This is a genomic window from Variovorax sp. WS11 (assembly GCF_010499245.1).
Lineage (GTDB): Bacteria > Pseudomonadota > Gammaproteobacteria > Burkholderiales > Burkholderiaceae_C > Variovorax.
Genome location: NZ_JAAGOW010000003.1, coordinates 311,505 through 333,578 on the forward strand (window position 1 = coordinate 311,505; position 22,074 = coordinate 333,578).

The 22,074-nt window shown below is 70.8% G+C and carries 12 protein-coding genes and 1 pseudogene; 7 read left to right on the forward strand and 6 right to left on the reverse strand.

Going from position 1 to position 22,074, the window contains the following annotated elements; genetic code table 11:
- Positions 1-28: 28 nt before the first annotated feature.
- The 6 genes and pseudogenes from GXN78_RS27185 to GXN78_RS27210 all read right to left on the reverse strand — a co-directional run bounded on the left by GXN78_RS27185 (position 29) and on the right by GXN78_RS27210 (position 7,741).
- Positions 29-907, reverse strand: coding sequence for a DMT family transporter (locus GXN78_RS27185; protein WP_106554758.1), 879 nt, complete (start codon positions 905-907; stop codon positions 29-31).
- Positions 904-3,216, reverse strand: coding sequence for a molybdopterin-dependent oxidoreductase (locus GXN78_RS27190; protein WP_106554757.1), 2,313 nt, complete (start codon positions 3,214-3,216; stop codon positions 904-906). Before GXN78_RS27190 ends, GXN78_RS27185 begins: the two co-directional genes overlap by 4 nt.
- A gap of 13 nt (positions 3,217-3,229) precedes the next feature.
- Positions 3,230-4,414 (reverse strand): annotated as a pseudogene (metC, locus tag GXN78_RS27195) (cystathionine beta-lyase).
- A 47-nt stretch (positions 4,415-4,461) separates the two neighbouring features.
- Positions 4,462-5,403: a tripartite tricarboxylate transporter substrate binding protein gene (locus GXN78_RS27200; RefSeq protein WP_164255844.1), complete on the reverse strand. Its 942-nt coding sequence runs from the start codon at positions 5,401-5,403 to the stop codon at positions 4,462-4,464.
- A 118-nt stretch (positions 5,404-5,521) separates the two neighbouring features.
- The gene (locus GXN78_RS27205; protein ID WP_106554756.1) at positions 5,522-7,105 is read right to left on the reverse strand and encodes a rhodanese-like domain-containing protein; all 1,584 of its coding nucleotides are present in this window, start codon (positions 7,103-7,105) and stop codon (positions 5,522-5,524) included.
- A 99-nt stretch (positions 7,106-7,204) separates the two neighbouring features.
- Complete coding sequence (locus GXN78_RS27210; protein ID WP_181360487.1) at positions 7,205-7,741, reverse strand: cysteine dioxygenase family protein; 537 nt, start codon at positions 7,739-7,741, stop codon at positions 7,205-7,207.
- 152 nt (positions 7,742-7,893) lie between these two features.
- Here GXN78_RS27210 and GXN78_RS27215 point away from each other — a divergent pair, with 152 nt between their 5' ends.
- The 7 genes from GXN78_RS27215 to GXN78_RS27245 all read left to right on the forward strand — a co-directional run bounded on the left by GXN78_RS27215 (position 7,894) and on the right by GXN78_RS27245 (position 22,056).
- Positions 7,894-8,784 carry a LysR substrate-binding domain-containing protein gene (locus GXN78_RS27215; protein WP_106554754.1) on the forward strand — a complete coding sequence of 297 codons (891 nt, stop codon included), beginning with the start codon at positions 7,894-7,896 and terminating at the stop codon, positions 8,782-8,784.
- 166 nt (positions 8,785-8,950) lie between these two features.
- The gene (locus GXN78_RS27220; RefSeq protein ID WP_106554753.1) at positions 8,951-10,006 is read left to right on the forward strand and encodes a M14 family metallopeptidase; all 1,056 of its coding nucleotides are present in this window, start codon (positions 8,951-8,953) and stop codon (positions 10,004-10,006) included.
- A 101-nt stretch (positions 10,007-10,107) separates the two neighbouring features.
- Positions 10,108-11,106, forward strand: coding sequence for a tripartite tricarboxylate transporter substrate binding protein (locus GXN78_RS27225; RefSeq protein WP_106554752.1), 999 nt, complete (start codon positions 10,108-10,110; stop codon positions 11,104-11,106).
- A gap of 145 nt (positions 11,107-11,251) precedes the next feature.
- Positions 11,252-18,706, forward strand: coding sequence for a DUF4781 domain-containing protein (locus GXN78_RS27230; RefSeq protein ID WP_164255796.1), 7,455 nt, complete (start codon positions 11,252-11,254; stop codon positions 18,704-18,706).
- 51 nt (positions 18,707-18,757) lie between these two features.
- Entirely contained in the window at positions 18,758-19,201 is a 444-nt protein-coding gene (locus GXN78_RS27235) for an AraC family transcriptional regulator (RefSeq protein WP_106554780.1), read from the forward strand.
- A gap of 42 nt (positions 19,202-19,243) precedes the next feature.
- Positions 19,244-19,663 (forward strand): VOC family protein, encoded by a 420-nt coding sequence (locus GXN78_RS27240; protein WP_106554750.1) that lies wholly within the window; start codon positions 19,244-19,246, stop codon positions 19,661-19,663.
- Positions 19,660-22,056, forward strand: coding sequence for an excinuclease ABC subunit UvrA (locus GXN78_RS27245; RefSeq protein ID WP_106554749.1), 2,397 nt, complete (start codon positions 19,660-19,662; stop codon positions 22,054-22,056). Before GXN78_RS27240 ends, GXN78_RS27245 begins: the two co-directional genes overlap by 4 nt.
- Positions 22,057-22,074 lie beyond the last annotated feature (18 nt).

A 22,074-nucleotide genomic window follows, 5' to 3' on the forward strand; every position in this document is an offset into this window, starting at 1 on the left:
GTCTGCCCAACAGGCTCGCGCTCGCCCATCATTCCGGCTGAGCATCCAGCGCAGCCGCGCGGGTCCGGCCCCGCTCGCTGTGCAGCATGTAGAGGCCCGATCCGACGAGCAGCGCGATTCCCAGCCAGGCCCACCCGCTGGGGACCTCGTTCCACACGGCGTAGCCCAGCAGCATGGCGAAGAGAACCGCGGTGTAGCGGAAGGGGGCCGTGAGCGACGCCTCGCCGGTGCGCATGCATTGCACCAGCAGGAAATAGCCGGAGGCCAGGAAGGCCGCCGCGATGCCCAGCAAGGCCAGGTCGACCGGCGCAAACGCCTGCCAGCCGCTCAGCAGGGTCAGGCCGCCGGCCAGCAAGGTGACGGCCAATGCCGTGGCCAGGGTGATGATGATCGACGGGATGGCCGGATCGATGCGTCGCGTCATCAGGTCGCGCGCGGCATGGAACAGCGTGCCGAGCAGGCACAGCAGGGACCATGCGTTGAAGCCTTCCCCGCTGGGCTGCACGACACAGAGAACACCCGCGAAGCCCAGCACCACGGCGGACCAGCGCGCCATGCCGGCGCGCTCGCCCATGAAGAGCACCGCGAACACGGTCATGAAGAGCGGCGCGGCGAGGTTGATGGCGGTGGCGTTGGCGATCGGCAGGCGGAACAGCGACAACAGGTACATCACGGTCGCGCAGGCATCGACCGCGCCACGCAGCGCCACGCGCGGATGCAGCACCGCCCCGACCTGGCGCAGTGCGCCCAGGCGGTGCGCGACCAGCAGCACCAGCGCCGAGGCCATCAGCCCGCGCAGGAAGATGAGCTGCGCCGAGGGCATGGACTGGCTGACGTGCTTGACCAGCGCGTCGTTGAGCACGAAGCAGCCCATGGCACCGATCATCATCGCGATGGCGCGTGTCACCTGCCTGGCATGCCCCTTCCCGGCGGCTCGAAGGCGCGGATCGGCGGCAGCGTGCCGTCGTAGCGCTCGATCTGCACCGTGCTGAGCTGCCCCGCGCAGCCCTGTGCGAGCAATGACGTGCCGATGTCGCGCGTCAGCACGTTGGGATTGCCGTGTGCGCACATCGGGCGGCCCTGGTCGTCCAGCGCCGGGTCGTACCAGGCGCCGGTAGGCAACTGCACCACGTCCTCGCGCATGTCGGCGCACAGGTGGGCGCTGGCCAGGCAGGCACCGATCTCGTTGAAGAGCCGCACGATGTCGCCCTGCCGGATGCCGCGCGCCGCGGCCGCAGACGGGTGCAGGGTGCAGACCTCGCGGCCTTGGCGCTTGCTGGCCTGGCTGTGCGCGCCGAAGTCGAGCTGGCTGTGCAGCTTGGCGTGCGGCTGGTTGGCGACCAGCCAGAGCGGGTGCTCGGCGGTGGGGGCAAACCTGGGCGGCAGCCACGCCGGGTGACCGCGGCAGTCGGCGTAGCCGAAGGCCTCGACCGTGTGCGAGCTGACCTGGACCTTGCCGCTGGGCGTGGGCAGCGGTGCGCCCACCGGGTCGTTTCGAAAGGCGCGCAGGATGCCGCCGTCGTCGTCGCGCTGCGGCAGCATGAGCTTTCCGCGCTGCCAGAAGGCTTCGAAGGTGGGGGCCTCCAGGTCCATGGCTTCGAGCGCGGCGCGGGTGCGTTCATACAGGTGCGCCAGCCATTCGCGCGTCGTGCGGCCTTCGCTGAAGGCCTCGAGCCCGCCCAGGCGCCCGGCCAGGTCGCAGAAGATGTCGTAGTCGTCGCGGCTCTCTGCGTGCGGTTCGGCGATGCGGTGCATGGCCACCATCATCGGGTCGGTCGGCGTCGCGCCGATGTCCTCGCGCTCCAGCGTCATCGTGCAGGGCAGCACGATGTCGGCGTGCCGGGCGGTGGCGGTCCAGGCGATCTCGTGCACGACGAAGGTATCGAGCCTGCGGAAGGCCTCGGCCAGCCGCGCCAGGTTCTGGTGATGGTGGAACGGGTTTCCTCCGGCCCAGTAGGCCAGGCGGATGTGGGGGTAGCTGAAGCTTTGGCCGTTGTAGTCGAAGGGCTGGCCGGGGTTGAGCAGCATGTCGCTGATGCGCGCGACGGGGATGAACGCCTTCACCCCGTTGGTGCCCTGCGGCAGCGCCGCGGCCGGCACCGCATTGTTGCGCTTGCCGTAGTGGGCCACCGTGCCGAGCGCGTAGTTGTAGCCGCCGCCGGGCAGGCCCAGCTGGCCCAGTGCCGCGGCGAGCACGGCGCCCATCCATACCGGCTGCTCGCCATGCTCGGCGCGCTGCAGCGAATGCGAGACCACCACCAGCGTGCGCTTGCCGACCAGCGAGCGGGCGAGCTCGCTCAACTGCTGCGCCGGCAGGCCGCAGATCGGGGCGGCCCATGCGCAACTCTTGGCCACGCCGTCGCTGCGACCCATGAGGTAGTCCTCGAAGCGCTCCCAGCCGTCGCAGCAGCGGGCGATGAAGGCGCGGTCGTGCGTGCCGTCGCTGACCAGCTGATGCACCAGGGCCAGCATCAGCGCGGTATCGGTGTTGGGCACGGCAGGCAGCCATTCGAAGCGCGCCTCGTCGGGCAGGTCGCTCCTGAGCGGGCTGATGGAGACGAAGCGGCAGCCGCGCACCGCAGCGTCGCGCATGGCGTTGCGCTCGATGTGCCGGCTGATGCCGCCGGAGGCCACGCGCGAGTTCTTCAGGGCCATGCCGCCGAAGGCCAGCACGACGTCGGTGTGCTCGACGATCTGCTCCCAGGTCACGTTGCGTCGTGCCACTTCTTCCAGGGGGCCGATGACGTGCGGGAGCATGGGCCCGGAGGCGCCGGCACTGTAGTTGTTGACCGAGCGCACATAGCCGCCCAACACGGTGTTGAGGAAGCGATGCACCTGGCTCTGCGCATGATGGAAGCGCCCCGCGCTCGACCAGCCGTAGGAGCCGCCGAACACGGCGCCGGGGCCATGCTCATCCTTCACGCGCTGCAGTTCCTTCGCGAGCAGGTCCAGCACCTCGTTCCAGGGCATGGCGACGTAGCCGTCTCGGCCGCGCATCGGGTCGGGGCCCGGTCCCCGCTCCAGCCAGCCCTTGCGCACCATGGGCGTGGTGACGCGCACTCTGTGGCGCAAGGCATCGGGGAAGTTGTCGATCAGCGGGTTCGGGTCCGGGTCGTCCGGATCCGGCTTCACGGCCAGCGCATGTCCGTCCCAGGCCGCGGAGAAAACGCCCCAGTGAGCGCTATGGGGCAGGAAGCGCGGCGTTTCGGTCGTCATGCCTGCCGTGGGCTCAGCGCTGGAGCGCTGCAAAGGCGCGCTCGAGGTCGTCCACCAGGTCGTCCGGCGATTCCAGCCCGATGTGCAGCCGGATCACCGGGCCGCGTTCGCGCCAGTCCGTCACGCTGCGCGCATGCGTCATGTCGGCCAGCGTGACGAGGCTCTCGAACCCGCCCCACGAAGCGCCGAGGCCGAACAGGGACAGGCCGTCGATCAGGCGCTCCGCCGCCGCCACGTCGTAGTCGCGCCGCAGCTCGAAGGACAGCAGGCCGTTGGTGCCGCGGCAGTCGCGCAGCCAGAGCGCATGGCCCGGATCCGCGGGCAGCGCGGGGCAGAAGACGGTGGCGACCTCGGGCCTCGCCTCGAGCCAGCCGGCGATGCGCAGCGCGTGCCGCTCGTGCATCTGCAGGCGCGCCTACAGCGTGCGCAGGCCGCGCATCACGAGCCAGGCATCGTCGGGGCTCACGGTCATGCCGAAGGCGTCGCTGCGCTCGGCCAGCGGCTGCCACGCCGCCTGCGTGGTGCAGACGGTCCCCATCATCACGTCGGAGTGCCCCGACAGGTACTTGGTGGCGGCCATGATCGAGATGTCCGCGCCGAGCGCCAGCGGGCGGTACTGGCAGCCCGAGCCCCAGGTGTTGTCGGCCGCGAGCAGGGCGCCGCGTGCGTGGGCCATCTCGGCCAGGCGCGGGAGGTCGCACATTTCGTAGACCAGCGAGCCCGGCGCCTCCGCATAGACCAGCCGCGTGGCCGGCTCCATGAGCGACGCCGCATCGCTGCCGTCGGCATTGAAGAAGGTGCAGCGGATGCCGTAGGGCGCGAGGAAACTGCGCGCCAGATGCCGCGTGGGCTGGTAGACGCTGTCGGACATCAGCACGTGGTCGCCCGGCTTCAGGTAGGCGAGCAGGCTCATGCCGATCGCGGCCAGGCCGGTCGGGAACAGCCGGGTCCGGTGGCCGCCTTCGAGCTCGCTCACCGCGTCCTCCAGCGCGAAGGTCGTGGGCGTGCCGCGCGCGCCGTAGGTGAAGAGGCGCTCGCCGCCGCGGCGCGCGCGCATCTCGCGCTGCTGCGCGACGTTGTCGAAGAGCACGGTGCTGGCGCGCACCAGCGGCGGGTTGACCGCGTGGCCGCCGTCGAAGGCCGGCGCGTGTCCGGCATTCACGGCAGGCGGTCTGCAATTGCGGGTCCCAGGGGGCAGGGAGTAAGGGGATAGGATGGGAACGATTCTGCGTCGCGTCCTTCCAGTCACCCGGGCGCCAAAGGCTTCACCACGCTGGACCGGCGGTCGATGTCCTGGCGCAGCTGCGCTGCGAACGCCTCGGGCGAATTGCCGACCACTTCGCTGCCGCCGTCGGTGATCAGCCGCGCGACCTCCGGCATGCGCAGGGTGCGCACGATCGCCTCGTGGAGGTAGGCCACGCGTTCGCGCGAGGTGCCGGCGGGCGCGAAGACGCCGTACCAATCCTCGAAGCGCGCGTTCTTGTAGCCGAGCTCCTCGAGCGTGGGCACCTTGGCGAACACGCCGACGCGGCGCGGGCTGGTCACCGCCAGCGCGCGCAGCTTGCCGTTCTGGATCATGCCGGCCACCGAAGCGGTGGAGGTCACCAGCACGTCGACCTGGTGTCCCATCAGGTCCGTGATGGCGGGCGCCGCGCCCTTGTAGGGCACATGCGTCATCTGCGCACCGGCTTCCTTCTGCAGCACCACGCCGACCAGGTGCGACAGGGTGCCGTTGCCGGGCGAGGCGTAGGTCAGGCGGCCCGGCTGGGCCTTGCTGCGCCGGACCAGTTCGTCGAAGTCCTTGAGCGGCGAGTCGGCCGGCACCACGATCGCGAGCGGCGCCGCGTTGATCTGCGTGACCGGCACGAAGTTCTTCAGCGGGTCGAAGCCGGCCGACGCGTAGAGCGTCGGGTTCACGGCCATGAGCGAGACCTGTGCGGTCAGCAGGGTGTAGCCGTCGGCGCGTGCGTCGGCGACCGCCTTGGCCCCGATGTTGCCGCCCGCGCCGCCGCGGTTCTCGACCAGTGCCGGCTGGCCGGTCACCTCGGGCAGGCGCGTGGTGACGAAGCGGGTGGTGGCATCGTTGCCGCCCCCGGCGGGGAAGGGCGAGATGAAGCGGATCGGCTGGGCCGGGAAGCCGTCGCGCGCGGCGAGCGCTTGCGCGGCGGCGGGCGGTGCACCGGTCATCGCAAGGGCGCCTGCGAAGGTGGCGAAGGCGGCGAAGGCAGCGAGCCGGCGCCGGGGCGTCGACACGCAGAGGGAACGGGGCAGGGCGGCGGCAAGGGTCATCGTGAACTCCGGTGAATCAGGAGAGGGCGGTCGCAGGCAGGCGGAAGGCCGCCAGCTCCTGCGCGTCGAGCTGTGCGACCAGTCCGGTTTCCCAGGCCAGGTAGCGGCGCGCGGCTTCCTTGTTGCCGTCGTGCCGGTCGTGCACGAAGAACAGGAAGTCGATGCATTCGGCATCGGCCGGAAGCGCCGGGCTCTGCTCGATCGGCAGGCCGGCGTGCTCCCAGGCCTTCATGCCGCCTTCGAGGAGCAGGGGCGCGGGCAGGGTCGCGGGCCAGTCCGCGGCTGCCGCCCATTCGGCCGCCTGCGGCGGGTCGGCGACCAGCACCACCGGGCGGGTCTCGCCGGCCAGCGCGTCGGCCAGCCGCGGACGGATCGACCAGCGCGCGCCCGCGATGTGCGCGGCGCGGAACTGCATGCTCGGCCGCAGGTCGAGCACCGCGGCATCGCCGTCGCGAAGAAGCTGCGCCAGAGCCTGGACGCCGATCCTCGCGAGCGGTGGTGGCTCGGGGATGACGGCCGGGGCGATCGCCAGGCCGCTGCCGAGGCCGCCGACCAGCACCGAGGCGTCGTGGCCCATCTGCCGCAGCCAGCTCGCCACCGCGGGCGCACGCACGCCGTCGTCGTCCAGCAGCACCAGCCTGGCGCCGCGCACGCCGACGAACTGGTCGGTGGCCTGCATCAGCTGCCCGCCGGGCGTGTGCTGCGCGCCGGGCAGGCTGCCGCGCGCAAATTCTTCCGGCGTGCGGACATCGCAGAGGAACAGCGTGCGCTGCGAATCGTCGGTCCAGCGCGCCACCGTGCCAGCGTCGACGAAGGGCACCTCGAAGCGCCGTGCCAGCGCCTCCGCCTGTTCCTTCAGCGCGGCGCTGCCGCTCGCGTCGTCGTAGCGGCGCTGGCCGCCGTGCTCGAGGGCGTGGTCCGCCAGATACCAGCCCTGGGTGCCGTTCTCCAGTGCATAGACCGGATTGGGCAGGCCCAGGTTGATCAGGGTCTGCGCGCCGATGATGCTGCGCGTGCGGCCCGCGCAGTTGATCACGATGGGGGTCGCATCGTCGGGCACGAGGTGCCGGATGCGATAGGGCAGCTCCCCGTTGGGACAGCAGATCGCCGTTGGAATGTTCATCTTGCGGAACTCATTGACCGGACGTCCGTCGAGGACGACCACCGGCTCGCCGCGCGCGATCATGGCGGCCAGCCGGTCGGCGCTCACGCGTGGCGTGTGGTAGACCTTTTCGGCCAACTCGCCGAAGGTCTTCGAAGGCAGATTGACGCCCGCGAACAGGGGGTAGCCGGCGGCTGCCCAGCCCTGCGTGCCGCCGCGAAGGACCGACACGTCCACATAGCCGAGGGCGGCCAGCCGCGCGGCAGCGCGCTGCGCGACGCCGGCGGCTTCGCCCGCGTCGTCGTACACCACGGTGCGCGTCGAGCGCCGCGGCACCAGCCGCGCCACCTCGGTCTCGAGCACGCTGTAGGGCAGCGGTGTGCCATGGAACAGGTGGGATTCGCCGTACTGGCCGTGCTCGCGGACATCGAGCAGCGCCAGTTCGGCACCGTCGTGCGACCAGGTCTTGAGGGTTCGGGCGTCGATCTGTGGGTGCATGGGGACGAAGGGGCGTGAAGATGAAAAGGGCACGGGCGCGGCCGCGCCGTGCACGACCGGGACCGGCCGTGCACGACTTGCCGCAATCGGTGGGGAGCCTCAGCGTCGCGTCTGCACGCCGATGCCCATGGTCTGGCAGGTGCCCTTCTCGAGGTCGTAGCCGGTGCGCCGGTCGAGGGTCTCGAGCGCGCGGCCGTACATGTGCAGGTGGCGAATGACCTGCTCGCCCTGGATCTCGACCGAATGGATGTCCTCGGGCATGAGCGCAATCCCGATGCCGGGGGCGACCACCACGCAGTCGGTCTCGGCGAGCTTCGCGACGCCCGGCACGCTGCCGTCGTCGAGGCGCTCATACACACGGTTGTGCTCGGTGCCCTCCACCGCGGCAATGCAGGCCCAGGTGGTGTGGTTGTGCGGCACGATGCGCTTGCCGGGGCGCATCACGTTCAGGTAGAGCGCATAGCTCTGGTCGGGGTCCTCGGCGATCAGGTAGCGGGCCTGGTGCTCGCCCGCCTCGGGCGCGGGGAAATCGGCCTCGGACCAGAGCTCTCGCCGCGCGGCGAGCGCCAGGAGCGTGTCCAGCACGTCGGCGAGCTTCTCGCGCGTCGGCTCGCCCGCGCGCGTGGCCTGCTTCATGCGGTCGATCGATGCGGACACTGCTGCGTCTCGTTGGGGGGATGGCTTGCTCAAGTTGTCTCCTGCGTTGACTTGCCGACTGACACTGTAGGCAGGACGGGGATTGCGAACAATCCAGCGCGGGCAGCAAATCCATCAATAAGATTAATGGAATGAAAACCCTCGACCTCGAACTGCTGCGATCGCTCGACGCGATCGTCTCGCACGAAAGTTTTGCCGCTGCGGCGGTCCACCTCGACCGCACGCAGTCCGCGGTGACGCAGCAGATGCAGCGCCTGGAAGAGCAGATCGGCCACCCGCTCTTCGAGAAGCAGGGCCGGCAGAAGAAGCTGACCGAGCATGGGCAGCGCCTGCTGACCTATGCGCGCCACCTGCTGGCCATCAACGACGAGGCGATGCGCAACTTCCAGCAGGGTCGGCTCGAGGGCGTGCTGCGCATCGGCGCACCGCACGACGTCGCCGACACCATGCTGCCGCCCCTGCTGACCGAGGTGGCGCGCAGTTCGCCGCTGCTGCAGCTCGACATCCACGTGGGGCGCAGTCCCTTCCTGATGGCGTCTCTCAAGCGCGGCGAGATCGACATGACGATCTCCAACCGGGTCGACCCCGAGCTCGAGGGCGTCGTGCTGCGCAGCTCGCCGACCGTGTGGCTGTGCAGCGCGAGCTACCTGCACGACGAGGCCAAGCCGATCCCGCTGATCGACGCCGACGGGCCGAGCATCTTCCGGCGCCTGGCGCACGAGGCGCTCGACGCCGCGGGCATCGCCTGGACTTCGCGCTACACCTCGAGCAGCCTGATCGGCATCAAGGCCGCGCTGCGCGCCGGCCTGGGGGTGACGGCGCGCGGCGTGGAGCAGCTCGACGCGGGCCTGCGCGTGCTGGGCCCGACCGACGGCATGCCGCGGCTGCCCGACCTGGCCTACCACCTGTACGTGCGCAGCCACGTCGTGAACCCGGTGACGCGGGAAGTGTTCGAGATCCTGAAGAGCCGGATGCGCCTGCTGCGCACCGGCGCGCAGCGCGAGTACCCGCCTGGCGACTGAGCGCGCACACGCGCTGGATGCATCAGCGCTCCTAATGGTTTGCCGTCGACGGCTAATTGGAGCCGGGGCCGGCGGGCCCTACGATGGCCTCGATGCGCCGCCGGCACTCAATTGCGGGGCGCGCAGCTTCTGGCCTGGCCACCGTTCTTGCAAGGGGGATTGCAGCATGGGCATCGTGGGTGATTGGTTGAGATCCAGGGACGGCGCCGCGCGCACCTCGGGTCGTTTGCGTGTCGGCTCGATGGCCTCCGGTGCCGAGGTGTCGCTGCCCTATGTCGCGCTGCGCGGCGCGCGACCCGGGCGCACGCTCTGGCTGCACGGGCAGGTGCATGGCGACGAGATCAACGGCATGGTCGCCGCGCTGCGTTTTGCGCACGGGCTGGACCCTGCGCGCATGGCGGGCAACCTGGTCGTGACGCCGACCGGCAATCCGCAGGCGCTGGATGCGCGGCGCAAGCGCAATCCCTACGACGATCTCGACCTCGACCAGTGCTACCCGGGCAGCGCGTCCGGCCTGATCAGCGAGCGCGTCGCGCACGCGCTGTTCGCCGAGGTGCAGGGCGTCGCCGACGTGCTGGTCAACCTGCACACGATGAATCCGCTCTTCGACGCGCCGCCCTACACGGTCTACAAGGTGCACCCCGAGAGCCCCATCACCGAGGAGCAGGTGCTGGCCGCCATCGCGCCTTTCTTCCCGGCGCTGGCTTGTCGCATGGACGTGGGCGGCAAGGGCGAGCTGCCCGGCCACATCGCGGGCGCGCTCGACTACCAATGCCTCGCCGCCGGCATCTGCGCATTCATGCTGGAACTCGGGGCCGGCAGCCGCCTGCAACCCGCGAACGTGGCGCTGGCCGAGCAGGGCTTTCTCGGGCTGGCCCAGCGCATGGGCATCGTGGACGGCGCGCCCGCCGGCGCGGCCGCACGGCTTCGCACGGTCAGCCGCCGCGGCTGGGTCACGGCCGACGAGGGCGGGCTCTTCGTGCCGCGCTTCAAGGCCGGCGATCAGGTGCCGGCGGGCGAGTCGATCGGCGATCTGCTCGGCCTCGACGGCAGCGTCGCGCCGGTCGCGCCGCTGGCGCGCGACGGCGTGCTGATCGGCTTGCGCAGCGACCCGGTGGTCCACACCGGCGAGCGCCTCGCCTTCGTGGCCTGGGAGTGGGAGGAACGTCCTGCGCCCGCGGCCGGCCTCGTTACTGCCGGCCTCGTCGCTGCCGCCCGCTGACGCACGCCACGCATCGCGTCGCTGCGGCCGCCGAGCCCCGTGCCCTGAATTCGTCTGCCATCGTCCACCCCGCCGCCGCGCGCGGCACACCGGAGTCCGTCATGTCCGTTCCTTCGCCTTCCCACCCCCGCCGGCGCCTGCTGCGTCTCGGCGCCAGCCTGGCGCTGGCCGTGGCCGCACTGCCGGCCGCGCAGGCCGCCGATTGGCCGTCTGCCGACAAGCCGGTGCGGATCGTCGTCGGCTTTCCGCCAGGCGGTGGCGCCGACGTGTTGGCACGCGTCATCTCGACGGGCCTGGCGGCGGAGATCGGCGGCAACGTGATCGTCGAGAACCGGCCGGGCGCCGGCGGGCTGCTCGCGACCGAGGCGGTGGCCCGCGCGCCCGCAGACGGCTACACGCTGTACATCGCGACGCCCGGCTCGTTCACGATCTGGCCGTCGCTGCGCAAGCTGAAGTACGACGCCAGCAAGGATTTCGCGGCCGTGAGCCTGCTGGTCACCATGCCCAACCTGCTGGTGACGGGCGCGGCGACACCGTACGACAGCGTGGCCGGCCTGATCGCCGCCGCCCGGGCGCCGGGCGCCCGGCTGAACTACGCCTCGGGCGGCGTCGGCACGATCGGGCAGATCGCGGCCGAGCAGTTCAACGTGCTGGCCGGGCTGAATCTGTCGCACGTGCCGTACAAGGGCACGGCCCCGGCGCTCACCGACGTGATGGGCGGCATGGTGCCCATCACCTTCTCCGATCCCTCGGCGAAGTCGCAGATCGACGGCGGCAAGCTGAAGCTGCTCGCCGTGACCACCGCCAAGCGTTCGCGCCTTTTCCCCGACACGCCGACGATGGCGGAGTCCGGCGTTGCCGGCTACGACGTCATGAACTGGTACGGCCTGGTGGCGCCCGCGGGCACGCCGCCCGCGGTGGTCTCGAAACTCAACGCGGGGCTGGTCAAGGTCATGGCGCAGGCCGACGTGCGCCAGCGCCTGGAAGCAGCGGGCATGGAGGCGACCTCGAGTTCTCCGCGGCAGTTCGGCGAGCTGATGAGCCGTGAGCGCAGCAAGTGGGCTGCGCTGATCGCCAAGGCCGGCATCCAGGCGGATTGAGCGGCGGGGCGCCGGCCCTGTCCACCGGGGTCGTGTTGCATCGGCGCACTACGAGTTTTCGTGGTGCGCGGCCATGTGCGTGTCATGCAGGCCGGGCTACCCTCGGGAGTGCATCGCCCCCGAGAAAAGCACCCCAGGAGACTTCATGGTCGCACCCGCATCTTCTTCCGGTTCCACCCAGGCGGCCATCGACCATGCGGCCGCGCTGCGGGCCGCCGAGGAAGCCCGGCGCCGGGCGGAAGAGGCGGCGCGGCGTGCGGCCGAAGAGGCCAGGCGCGTAGCCGAGGAGGCACGGCGGCAGGCCGAGGAGGCGCGCAAGAAGGCCGATGCGCTCGATGCGCTGAAGAAGGAGGCCATCGCCAACCTGCGCGAGAAGGAAGCGAAGGTTGCGGAGTCCAAGCTGGACGACGTGCGGCAGCGCCGCCCGGCCAACGATCCTTCGCAGGAGACGCGGGCCGCGCAGACCGAGGTCGATGCGGCGAAGAAGACGGTGGCCCTCTACGAACCGCCGCCGAAAGGGCAGGACAAGCCGGCCCTGCCCAGCGCCGGCACCCAGGCCCTGCTCGACAAGGCGCAGAAGGCTGCCAAGCCGGTCTTCGACGCCCAGGCGCGCGGCGGCGACGGCACCGCGGCGCAGAAGGCCACGCTCAATGCCGCGGTCGACGACTGGCTGGCAGCCGTGCAGCAGGACATGCGCAACGCCGCCGTCCAGGCCCGGGCCGAGGGCAAGGACCCAGGCGCCGCCATCGACCAGCAGGCCGCAACGATCAAGCAGGCCGTCGATGCGGGCGGCGTGTTCGACCCCACGTCGATGGGCGCCTACGTCGAGAAGGCGCAAAGCGGCGTCAAGGCCGAGACCCCTGCCATCCGGCAACTGCGCAGCGAGCAATACCAGGTCAACCAGTCCGGCGAGAAACAGGTCGCCGATGCGCGCACCGAGGCCGGCGATGCCGAGGCCGCGGCCGTCAAGGCCGAGAAGTACGCCGCCAGCTTCGGCGACGGGCCGGGCGGCAACGACACCCTCATCACGGCCAAGCAGAACGCGAAGGACGAGGCGGCCCGGTTGCGCGGCGTCGCGAACCGCGCGAATGCCAAGCTGAACGGCCTGGTCAAGGCCTACGGCACCAGCGACCCGTCCGACCCGCAGAACCCCAAGACCAATGTGGTGGGCGCGGTCAACGCCGACTACGAAGCGCGCGTGGCCGACCTGGAGGTGCAGGACCTCAGCGACAAGTACCAGCAGGCGGTGGCGGGCGGAGACCCCAAGAAGATCGCGCAGGCCGATGCCGCGCTGCGCGACGCCCAGGACGCGCAGCGCTATGCCCACGCGCTCGCCGACGACGAGACGGCCCAGCTGGACCAGATCGATGCCGGCATCGAATACACCGACGCCGAGGCCGCGTGGAAGGCCGAGTCGCTGCAGCAGCCCGGCACCTACACGGTCACCGAGCGCGACGGCGACAAGACGAGCACGAAGACCGAGAAGGCCGAGGGCTACGACCCGGCCTTCTGGGCCAAGCCCGGCAGCGAGGAGGGCAAGAAGGTCCAGGCCATCGACGGCAAGTACTACTACGTGGATGGCGACAAGAAGACCGAACTGAACCCGACCACCGCGCGCCTCTGGGCCGCGCACGACAAGCAGGAGGCCGCGAAGACGCGTGGCGGCGAGACGGGCAAGACGCTGACGCAGGTGAAGGAAGACCTGGTCGGCGGCGCCGACGGCAGCGGTCCCCAGCTCGACGAGGGCCGCTACCTCGACGACGCCGATGGAATCCAGCAGCGCCTGGCCGATGCCAACCGCGACGTCACGGCGGCCTACGCCGGGCTCGGCAGCCAGCGGCCGCCCGGCTTCATCGGCCCGGTGGTCGCCTCCACCACGCCGAAGCAGCTGGGCGAGGCGCTGGAGCGGCAGCGCACCGCGCAAGCCGAGGCCGATGCCCTCGAGGCGATGCAGGACCTGCGCGGGGCCGAGCGCGACCAGGCTGCGGGCAAGCCGGTGGACGCCGGCAAGCTGCAGGGCTTGCGCGACACCGCGCGCGAGGCGCAGCGCAAGCACGAGGAGGCGCAGCCCAAGCTCTCGCCCCAGGACGAGAAGAAAATGCGCGACACGCTGCTGCCGCAGGCGCGCACCGACGCGAAGACCAAGAGCGACACCGTCGACAAGCTCACCGCCCCCGGCAGCACCGCCTCCGAGGCGCAGCGCAACAAGGCGCTGGACGAGCTCGATGCAGCCAAGCTCACGGTGCGCGACTACGAGACCAAGCTCGAGCTGATCGACGCCGAGCGCGACTGGTACGCGGCGCAGTACCAGTATGGCCAGGCCGACTTCGCCAAGCCGCAGCTGTCGATGTTCATGAAGAACGGCGAGTCGGTCACGGACGACGTCTACCCCGAGAACTACGACCCGACCTGGAACCTCAAGCCCGGCGCCGACGGCAAGGTCAGCGCCGAGGGCCTACCGCGCAGGCTCTCGCCTGATGACATCGAAGTGCGCCACGATCCATGCGGCGGCGGCTATACGGTGATCGTCAAGAAGGACTCCGAGGTCATCGGCTGGCAGAAGTCCGAGCGCTACGGCGACATACGCCACTTCACGGTGCGCGAGGGCGAGTACAAGATGAACCCGGCCACGGCGCGGCTGTGGGACACGTCCGAGTTCGGCAACGGCCGGCTCGCGCAGGCGCGCAGCGAGCGCGCCGGTGTCGAGAAGCAGCTCACCGACGCCGCGGCCGAGGCGCCGCCGCCCCCCGAGGCCCAGCCGCTGCTCGGGCCCGACGGCAAGCCGGTGCCCACGCTGCGCCTGGGAGAGGACCTCGGGCCGCGCAAGAAGCAGGCGGACCAGAACGTCGTCGATGCCACCACGGCGCGCGACCAGGCCCAGACCGCCTACGACGCCGGCACCGGCGATCGCAGCGCGCTCAAGAACGCGCTCGACGACGCCAATTCACGCCTCGCCATCGCGCAGAACGAGCAGGCCGCGGTGGATGCGGTGCTGCTGTGGCAGGAGGCCCACCGCACCCGTCAGTTGTACGAGGCCAACGAGCGCGCCGGCCGCGCGCAGACGATGTGCTACGCCAAGCCGCCGGCCGAGATGGAGAGCGACGCGCGCGCCAACGCCGTTGCGGCGCGCGGCAAGTGGCTGGATTCGCACAACAAGTTCTATACCGACACGGCCCAGCGCGACCTGGGCGCCGCACAGTCCGCGCACGACAAGTGGAAGAGCGCCCATCCGGGCCTGGCCGAAACCGGCAGCGCCACCTGGCAGGACCTGCAGGCGGCGCAGGCCAAGGTCGACACCGCCAAGCGCTACCAGGTGGCCGGCGCCACCGAGAGCGCGAGCGCGCGCGAGCAGAACTTCATCGCGCAGAACCTGCGGCCCGACCAGCACGAGAACGGCGCCGAGCTCTACAAGCTCTTCATGCGCGACCCGACGCTGATGGCGCAGCCCCTCATCAACAGCCACTACGTGCAGTACGGCGGGCAGTACACGCAGATGCAGGGCCGCACGCAGCTGGAGAACGCGGTCGCGACCGCGCTGGGCTGGAAGCCCGACGTCGGGCTGGACCCTTCGACGCCGGCCAACAGCGAGCGCCTGCAGCAGACGCAGAGCCTCTTCACCCAGCTCTCGAAGGAGCAGCAGGGGGTGCTGGACCGCACGGTCGGCAAGATCGTCGAGGAGGGCGGCGACAAGGCGCGCGTGATGGTGCTGCCGGTGGTCTACGGGCTGGAGGGCGAGCAGGGCGGCATCGTCAAGACGGCGGTGTTCAAGGTCGAGACGAAGCCGGGCGAGTCGAAGCTGGTGGACGAGCAGGGCTGGGTCTACGACGACCTCGACGACTACCGCGCCAACAACAGCCTGCCGGTGGAAGGCGTGAACCTGGTCACGCCGGAGGACGGCAACTTCACGCTCGACGCCAACGGCAACGTCAAGCTCTTCGCCGGCGATGCGCGCACCGAAACCGGCTGGGAGAGCTTCAGGCGCAAGTCGCACCTCGACGTGGTGGCCGGCGCGGTCGGCGTGGTGGCGGGCGTGGTGCTGACGGTGGGCTCCTTCGGCACGCTGTCCGCGCCGGGCGTGATGCTGATCGCGGGCTCGGCCGCGGTGCTGGCGGCGGGCTACGGCGTTGCGACCTCGGCCGAGAGCCTGTACCGGCAGGGCAGCCATGGGCAGGACATCAATCCCTTCACCAGCACGCAGGCGCGGCTGGACTGGCTCAACCTCGGGCTGTCGGCGGTCAGCGTGCCGGTGGTGGGCGCGTCCACCCGCGCCACCATCCAGGCCATGCGCGCCGGCAATGCACTCAAGGCCGCGGCGGCGGCGCGCGGCGCCGGCGACGTGGTGGCGGCCGACAAGCACCTGGCGGACTTCGCGCGCTATTCGCAGAGCGCGCAGGGCTGGGGCCGCCCGGCCGCCGCGGCCGCCAAGCCGCTGGGCGTGGGCAGTGTCTACGCCTTCGAGGAAGGCGCGCGCTACATGGTCGACAACTGGGAGCACATGACGCCCGGCGAGCGCCAGAAGCAGCTGGGCATGCTGGGCCTCAACGCGGCCGGCTTTGCCTCGCCGGTGTTCGCGCGCGGCTATGTGCGGGTGCACAACGCGGTCAAGCCGCAGACGGTCGCGGCGCAGCCCGAGACGGTTGCGGCGGGCAGCACCGCGGCGACGGGAAGCCGTGTGACGGATGGGGCGGAGGTGATTCCGCTGGCCAGCCGGCGGCCGGCCGTGGCGGCCGACGATCCGCAGGCGCCCATCGCGGCGCAGGATCCCTTGCAGCCCTTCCGCGAATCGCCAGCGGCGCGCAGCGAGGGCACGGTGCAGACGCCCGACAACGTCGTCCCCCTGCATCCCGAAGGGCCGCCGCCGGTGGTGGTCGCCGAGTCGCCCGATGCGGCGCTGGCGCCGGTGATCCCGCTGGTGCTGCGCCGGCCCGCGGGCGATGGGCCCGACCCCGGTCCCGGCGCGGTGCCGGCCTCCGCGCGCCGGCCGCAGGAACAGCAGCTGCCCCTGGCCGCGGGCGGCGAGGAGCAAGCCGCCAATGCGCCGTACACGCGCTCGCCGCACCGGCTGGCGACGGTGCGGCAGCTGAGCCCGCAGGCCTCGGCCAACCCCGGCGGGCAGGGCACGCACGGGCAGGGCGGATCGGGGCAGCCGGCCGGATCGGTCCCGCCCGTCAGCGCGCACGCGAGCGGCGTGCCGCAGGCCTCGTCGCCGCCGCCATCTTCCTCGGGTTCCGGTTCGGGCCCCGGCGGTCCCGCAGGGCCTTCGACGCCCGCCGCGCCGACGCCGCCCGGCGGCTTCCGCGGCTGGGTGGCCCGCATCACCGGGCCGACCAAGGCGCTGGTTGCCTTCGGCGTCACGCAGGGCGGCGCCATCACCGCCAAGCTCTTCGGCGCCGGCGGCTTCTACGACAACGTGACCGGCGGCCCCTGGGCCACCTGGGTCAACCAGACCCGCGGCCTGGGCACGCGCGGCGCCTATTACACGGGCAAGCGCGGGCTGGAGAACGCGCTGGAGTTCGCCCGCAAGGGCGATGCCGCATCGGCCGTGCGGCAAGTCGAGCTGGTGGCCAAGCGCGCTCCGCTGCGCGGCCTCTCGCCCGAGGAGATCGCGAGCAAGAAGCAGAAGGCCGTCGACCAGCTCGGCGAGTTCGGCGAGGCCGTGGCGCGCTACCAGAAGGGGCTGGAAGACGCGGGCGTGCCGCAGGACGTCGCCGAGGCTTTTCCGGTGCGCCTGGCCTCCGAGGCGGAGATCAAGACCGGCGCCGATCAGCAGCTGCCGGAGATGGCGCCGGGCACCTTGATCGATGCGCTCGGCAAGAGCACTTTGCTGGGCCGCGCGCTGCACGATCCGAGCGCCTCGCCAGCGGCGCTGGCCCTTGCCGTCGATGCCTACAACGCCGGCGATGCGCAGACCGTCGCCGCCTTCAACCGCCTGCGCCCCGAGACGCGCGACCGCGTGCTCGCCGCGCGCGAGGCCGAGCTGGGCTACGGCCGGGCGCGCGAGATGGTCAACGAGAAGGGCAACCTGATCGACATGAAGGACGTGCAGGGCGCATTGGGCAGCACCATGCACATGGGCTCCAAGGTGGGCATCAGCTTCAAGTACCTGGCGCTGGGCTTCGCGACCAACTCCGGGCTCGGGGGCAGCTACAACTTCGTCAAGCAGGCCTTCACGCCCGGCGCGTGGACCAGCGCGAAGGGCGGGCTGCGCACTGCGGGCCTGTCGGGCGAGGTGGTGGGCAACGTGCCGAACATCGGCATCCAGTGGAGCTACCTGCGCGCACTCAACACGCGCACGAAGTTCTCCGACGCCGGGCCCGACAGCCAGGTGCCGATCGCGGACGTCAAGGCCTACCTGGACAAGCGCCTCGAGCGCATGGAATGGCTGCGCGACACCTGGTGGACGAACCGCGAGAAGTGGATGACCCAGCGTGCGCGGGACAAGGCCGGCCAGTCCATCAAGGACGATGTGAAAGCGCTCGAGCAGGCCAACGACCGCGGCGATCCGCCGCCCGTCGAGAACCGCACCTGGGGCAAGCATGTGCTGCTGCGCAAGGCGCAGGCCAACGAGCGCGTCGAGGCGATCGAGAAGGCCATCGCCGAGGCCGGGCGCTCCGGCGACGACAGCCACTTGCGCGCGATGGCCAAGACCGAGAGCGAGAAGGCCGCCAAGTCGATGAACACGGCCGGCGACTTCATGGCCATTCCCAGCATGTACCGCTACACCTTCATGGGCGTGCTGCTGGCTTCCACGGGCCATCCGGTGCTGGCGGGCATCACGATGTTCCACGGGATCGTCTCCAACGGCGGCTGGCTGCGGGCGCAGCAGGGCAAGGGCACGATCTACGGCATGCGCATGGCGCCGCGCGGCCTGTACGAAGGCAACGGCCTGTTCGGCGTGGGCAAGCGCATCGGGCGCGGCTACAACCAGGCCCTCGACCAGGTGCCCGACAGCGTGGGCGAGACGCTGGCGAACGCGGCGAAGAAGACGCCGGTGGTCAAGCGCTTCGCGAAGAGCGACAACCTGGTCGATTCGCTGAAGCTCGACGGGACCACCGAGGGCGCCGCGAACCGCCGCCGCATCCGCCTGCTGCTGACGGGCGCGACCGCGCCGACGGTGAACCTGATCAACGCGCTGTTCGCGGACGACGACGGCAAGAAGCAGCCGCCGCAGACGCCACCGGGCTCGCCGCCGACGAGCGGGCCCAGCCCGACGCCTACGAGCCCGCCGACGACATCGCCCTCGACACCGCCCAGCACGCCGCCGACCACGCCGCCGGATGAGCCGGACGATCCCGGCACCGTCGAGCCCACGCCGCCGGACACCTCGGTCAAGCCGGTCCATGTCTTCGTCGACGGCGAGCATCGCGAGAGCGCCACGCTGTGGGGCATCTCGGCGCACAACCTGAAGACCCTGCTCACGCCCGCGGCGCTGGCCGAGGCGCGGCAGGAGGGCGGCGAAAACCATGTGACGAGCGAGGCGCTGTCGCATCTCTTCAACCTCAACCCGCGCTTCGACAAGCGGCTGATGGACGGCATCGTGACGAATGTCGAAGGCGATCCCGATACGCTGATCGACGGCTGGAAGATCCGGGTCGGATAGCGAGACGGCGCGATGATTGAGTACGCCGGTTCGGCGTGGCACGATCGCGCGATGACCAGCAGACCCACCGAAGCGCAGAACCTGCGCGACCTCGCGCGCCTGCGCCGCGTTCGCGACCGGATCGACCGGGAGTACGCGCAGCCGCTGGACGTCGAGGCGCTCGCCCGCGGCGCGAACATGTCGGCCGGGCACCTCAGCCGCGAGTTCCGGCTTGCCTACGGCGAGTCGCCCTACAGCTACCTGATGACGCGGCGCATCGAGCGCGCGATGGCGCTGCTGCGCCGTGGCGATCTCAGCGTCACCGAGGTGTGCTTCGAGGTCGGCTGCGGGTCGCTCGGCACCTTCAGCACCCGCTTCACCGAGCTGGTCGGCGTGCCGCCCAGCACCTACCGCCGCCAAGCCGCGGGCGCGACCGCGGGGATGCCGTCGTGCGTGGCGAAGCAGGTCACGCGACCGATCAGGAATCGAGAAGCGCCCGCCTCCGAGCCGCAATAGACTGGCCGCCATCGACACCCTCATTCACTTCGATTGACCGCCATGGACATCACCATTCACGCGAGCTTCCTTCCGCACAACGACCCGGACGCAGCGCTGGCCTTCTACCGCGACACCCTCGGCTTCGAGGTGCGCAACGACGTCGGGTACGGCGGGATGCGCTGGATCACGGTCGGCCCCGCCGGCCAGCCCGGCACATCGATCGTGCTGAATCCGCCGGCCGCCACACCCGGCCTCACCGACGACGAGCGCCGCACCATCGCCGAGATGATGGCCAAGGGCACCTACGCCATGCTCCTCCTGGCCACCAAGGATCTAGCCGGCACCTTCGAGCGGCTGCAGGCCAGCGGTGCCGAAGTCGTGCAGGAGCCGACCGAGCAGCCTTACGGCGTGCGCGACTGCGCCTTCCGCGATCCTGCGGGCAACCTGATCCGCCTCCAGGAGCTGCGTCAGACACGATGAACAGAGCCACGAAGACGGACAGGAAATCGCCCGCGCCGCCGCCCGCTGCCGACAGCCACGACCGGATCCGCGTGCACGGCGCGCGGGTGAACAACCTCAAGGACGTCAGCATCGAGCTGCCGAAGCGCCGGCTGACGGTGTTCACCGGCGTCTCCGGCTCGGGCAAGAGCTCGCTGGTGTTCGGCACGATCGCCGCGGACTCGCAACGGCTGATCAACGAGACCTACAGCAGCTTCGTGCAGGGCTTCATGCCGACGCTGGCGCGGCCCGAGGTCGACGTGATGGAAGGGCTGACGACCGCGATCATCGTCGACCAGCAGCGGATGGGAGCCGACGCCCGCTCCACGGTCGGCACCGCCACCGACGCCAACGCGATGCTGCGCATTCTCTTCAGCCGGCTGGGCAAGCCGCACATCGGCTCGCCCAGCGCCTTTGCCTTCAACGTGCCCTCGGTGCGGGCGAGCGGTGCGATCACGGTCGAACGCGGCGAAGGCAAGACCAGGACCGTGAAGCAGACCTTCTCCCGCACCGGCGGCATGTGCCCGCGCTGCGAGGGCATGGGCGCGGTCACCGACTTCGACCTGGCGGCGCTCTACGACGACAGCAAGTCGCTCAACGAGGGCGCGCTCATCATCCCCGGCTACAGCATGGAAGGCTGGTACGGCCGCATCTTCCGCGGCTGCGGCTTCTTCGACGCGGACAAGCCGATCCGCAAGTTCACCAAGAGGGAGCTGCACGATCTGCTGCACAAGGAGCCGACGAAGATCAAGGTCGACGGCATCAACCTGACCTATCAGGGCGTCATCCCGCAGATCCAGAAGTCCTTCCTGTCGAAGGACGTCGATGCGCTGCAGCCGCACGTGCGCGCCTTCGTGGAGCGGGTGGTGACCTTCAGCACCTGCCCCGAATGCGGCGGCACCCGGCTCAGCGAGGCCGCCCGGTCCTCGAAGATCAAAAAGATCGGCATCGCCGACGCGTGTTCGATGCAGATCAGCGACCTGGCCGGATGGGTGCGCGGCCTCGACGAACCCTCGGCGGCGCCGCTCGTGGCCGCGCTGGCGCACACGCTCGACTCCTTCGTGGAGATCGGGCTGGGCTACCTCTCGCTCGACCGGCCGTCGGGCACGCTGTCGGGCGGCGAGGCGCAGCGCGTCAAGATGATCCGCCATCTCGGCTCCTCGCTCACCGACGTCACCTACGTCTTCGACGAGCCCACCACGGGCCTGCATCCCCATGACATCCAGCGGATGAACGAACTGCTGCTTCGGCTGCGAGACAAGGGCAACACGGTGCTCGTGGTGGAGCACGAGCCGGAGACGATCGCGATCGCCGACCACGTCGTCGACCTCGGTCCCGGTGCCGGCACGGCCGGCGGCACCGTCTGCTTCGAGGGGAACGTCGGCGGGCTGGTGGCCAGCGGCACCATCACCGGCCGCCATCTGGGCGACCGGGCCGCGCTCAAGAAGACGGTGCGCAAGCCCACCGGCCAGCTGCCGATCCGCGGCGCGAAGGCGCACAACCTGCGCGAGGTCGACGTCGACATCCCGCTCGGCGTGCTGGTCGTCGTCACGGGCGTCGCCGGCTCCGGCAAGAGCTCGCTGGTGCATGGGTCGATCCCTGCCGGCGCGGGCGTGGTGGCGGTCGACCAGGGCGCGATCCGCGGCTCGCGACGCAGCAATCCTGCCACCTACACCGGGCTGCTCGATCCGATCCGCAACGCGTTCGCGAAGACCAATGGCGTGAAGCCGGCGCTCTTCAGCGCCAACTCCGAGGGCGCCTGCCCGAACTGCAACGGTGCCGGCGTGATCTACACCGACCTGGGGCCCATGGCCGGCGTCGAGACTCCCTGCGAGGAGTGCGGGGGCAAGCGTTACCAGGCCTCGGTGCTGGAGCACAAGCTCGGCGGCCGCGATATCAGCGAGGTGCTCGCGATGTCGGTGACCGAGGCCACGGCCTTCTTCGGCGGCGGCAAGGCGCACACGCCGGCCGCGCACGCCATCCTCGAACGGCTCGCCGACGTGGGCTTGGGCTATCTCAGCCTCGGCCAGCCGCTCACCACGCTGTCCGGCGGCGAGCGGCAGCGGCTCAAGCTGGCCACGCACATGGCCGAGAAGGGCGGCGTCTACGTCCTCGACGAGCCGACCAGCGGGCTGCACCTCGCCGATGTCGAGCAACTGCTCGGCCTGCTCGACCGGCTGGTCGATTCAGGCAAGTCGGTCATCGTCATCGAGCACCACCAGGCGGTGATGGCGCGCGCCGACTGGATCATCGACCTGGGCCCCGGCGCCGGCCACGACGGCGGGCGGATCGTCTTCGAGGGCACGCCGGCCGATCTCGTCGCGGCCCGCGCCACCCTTACCGGCAAGCACCTCGCGGCGTACGTGGGCGGGTGAACGCGGCCGACTCGCCGC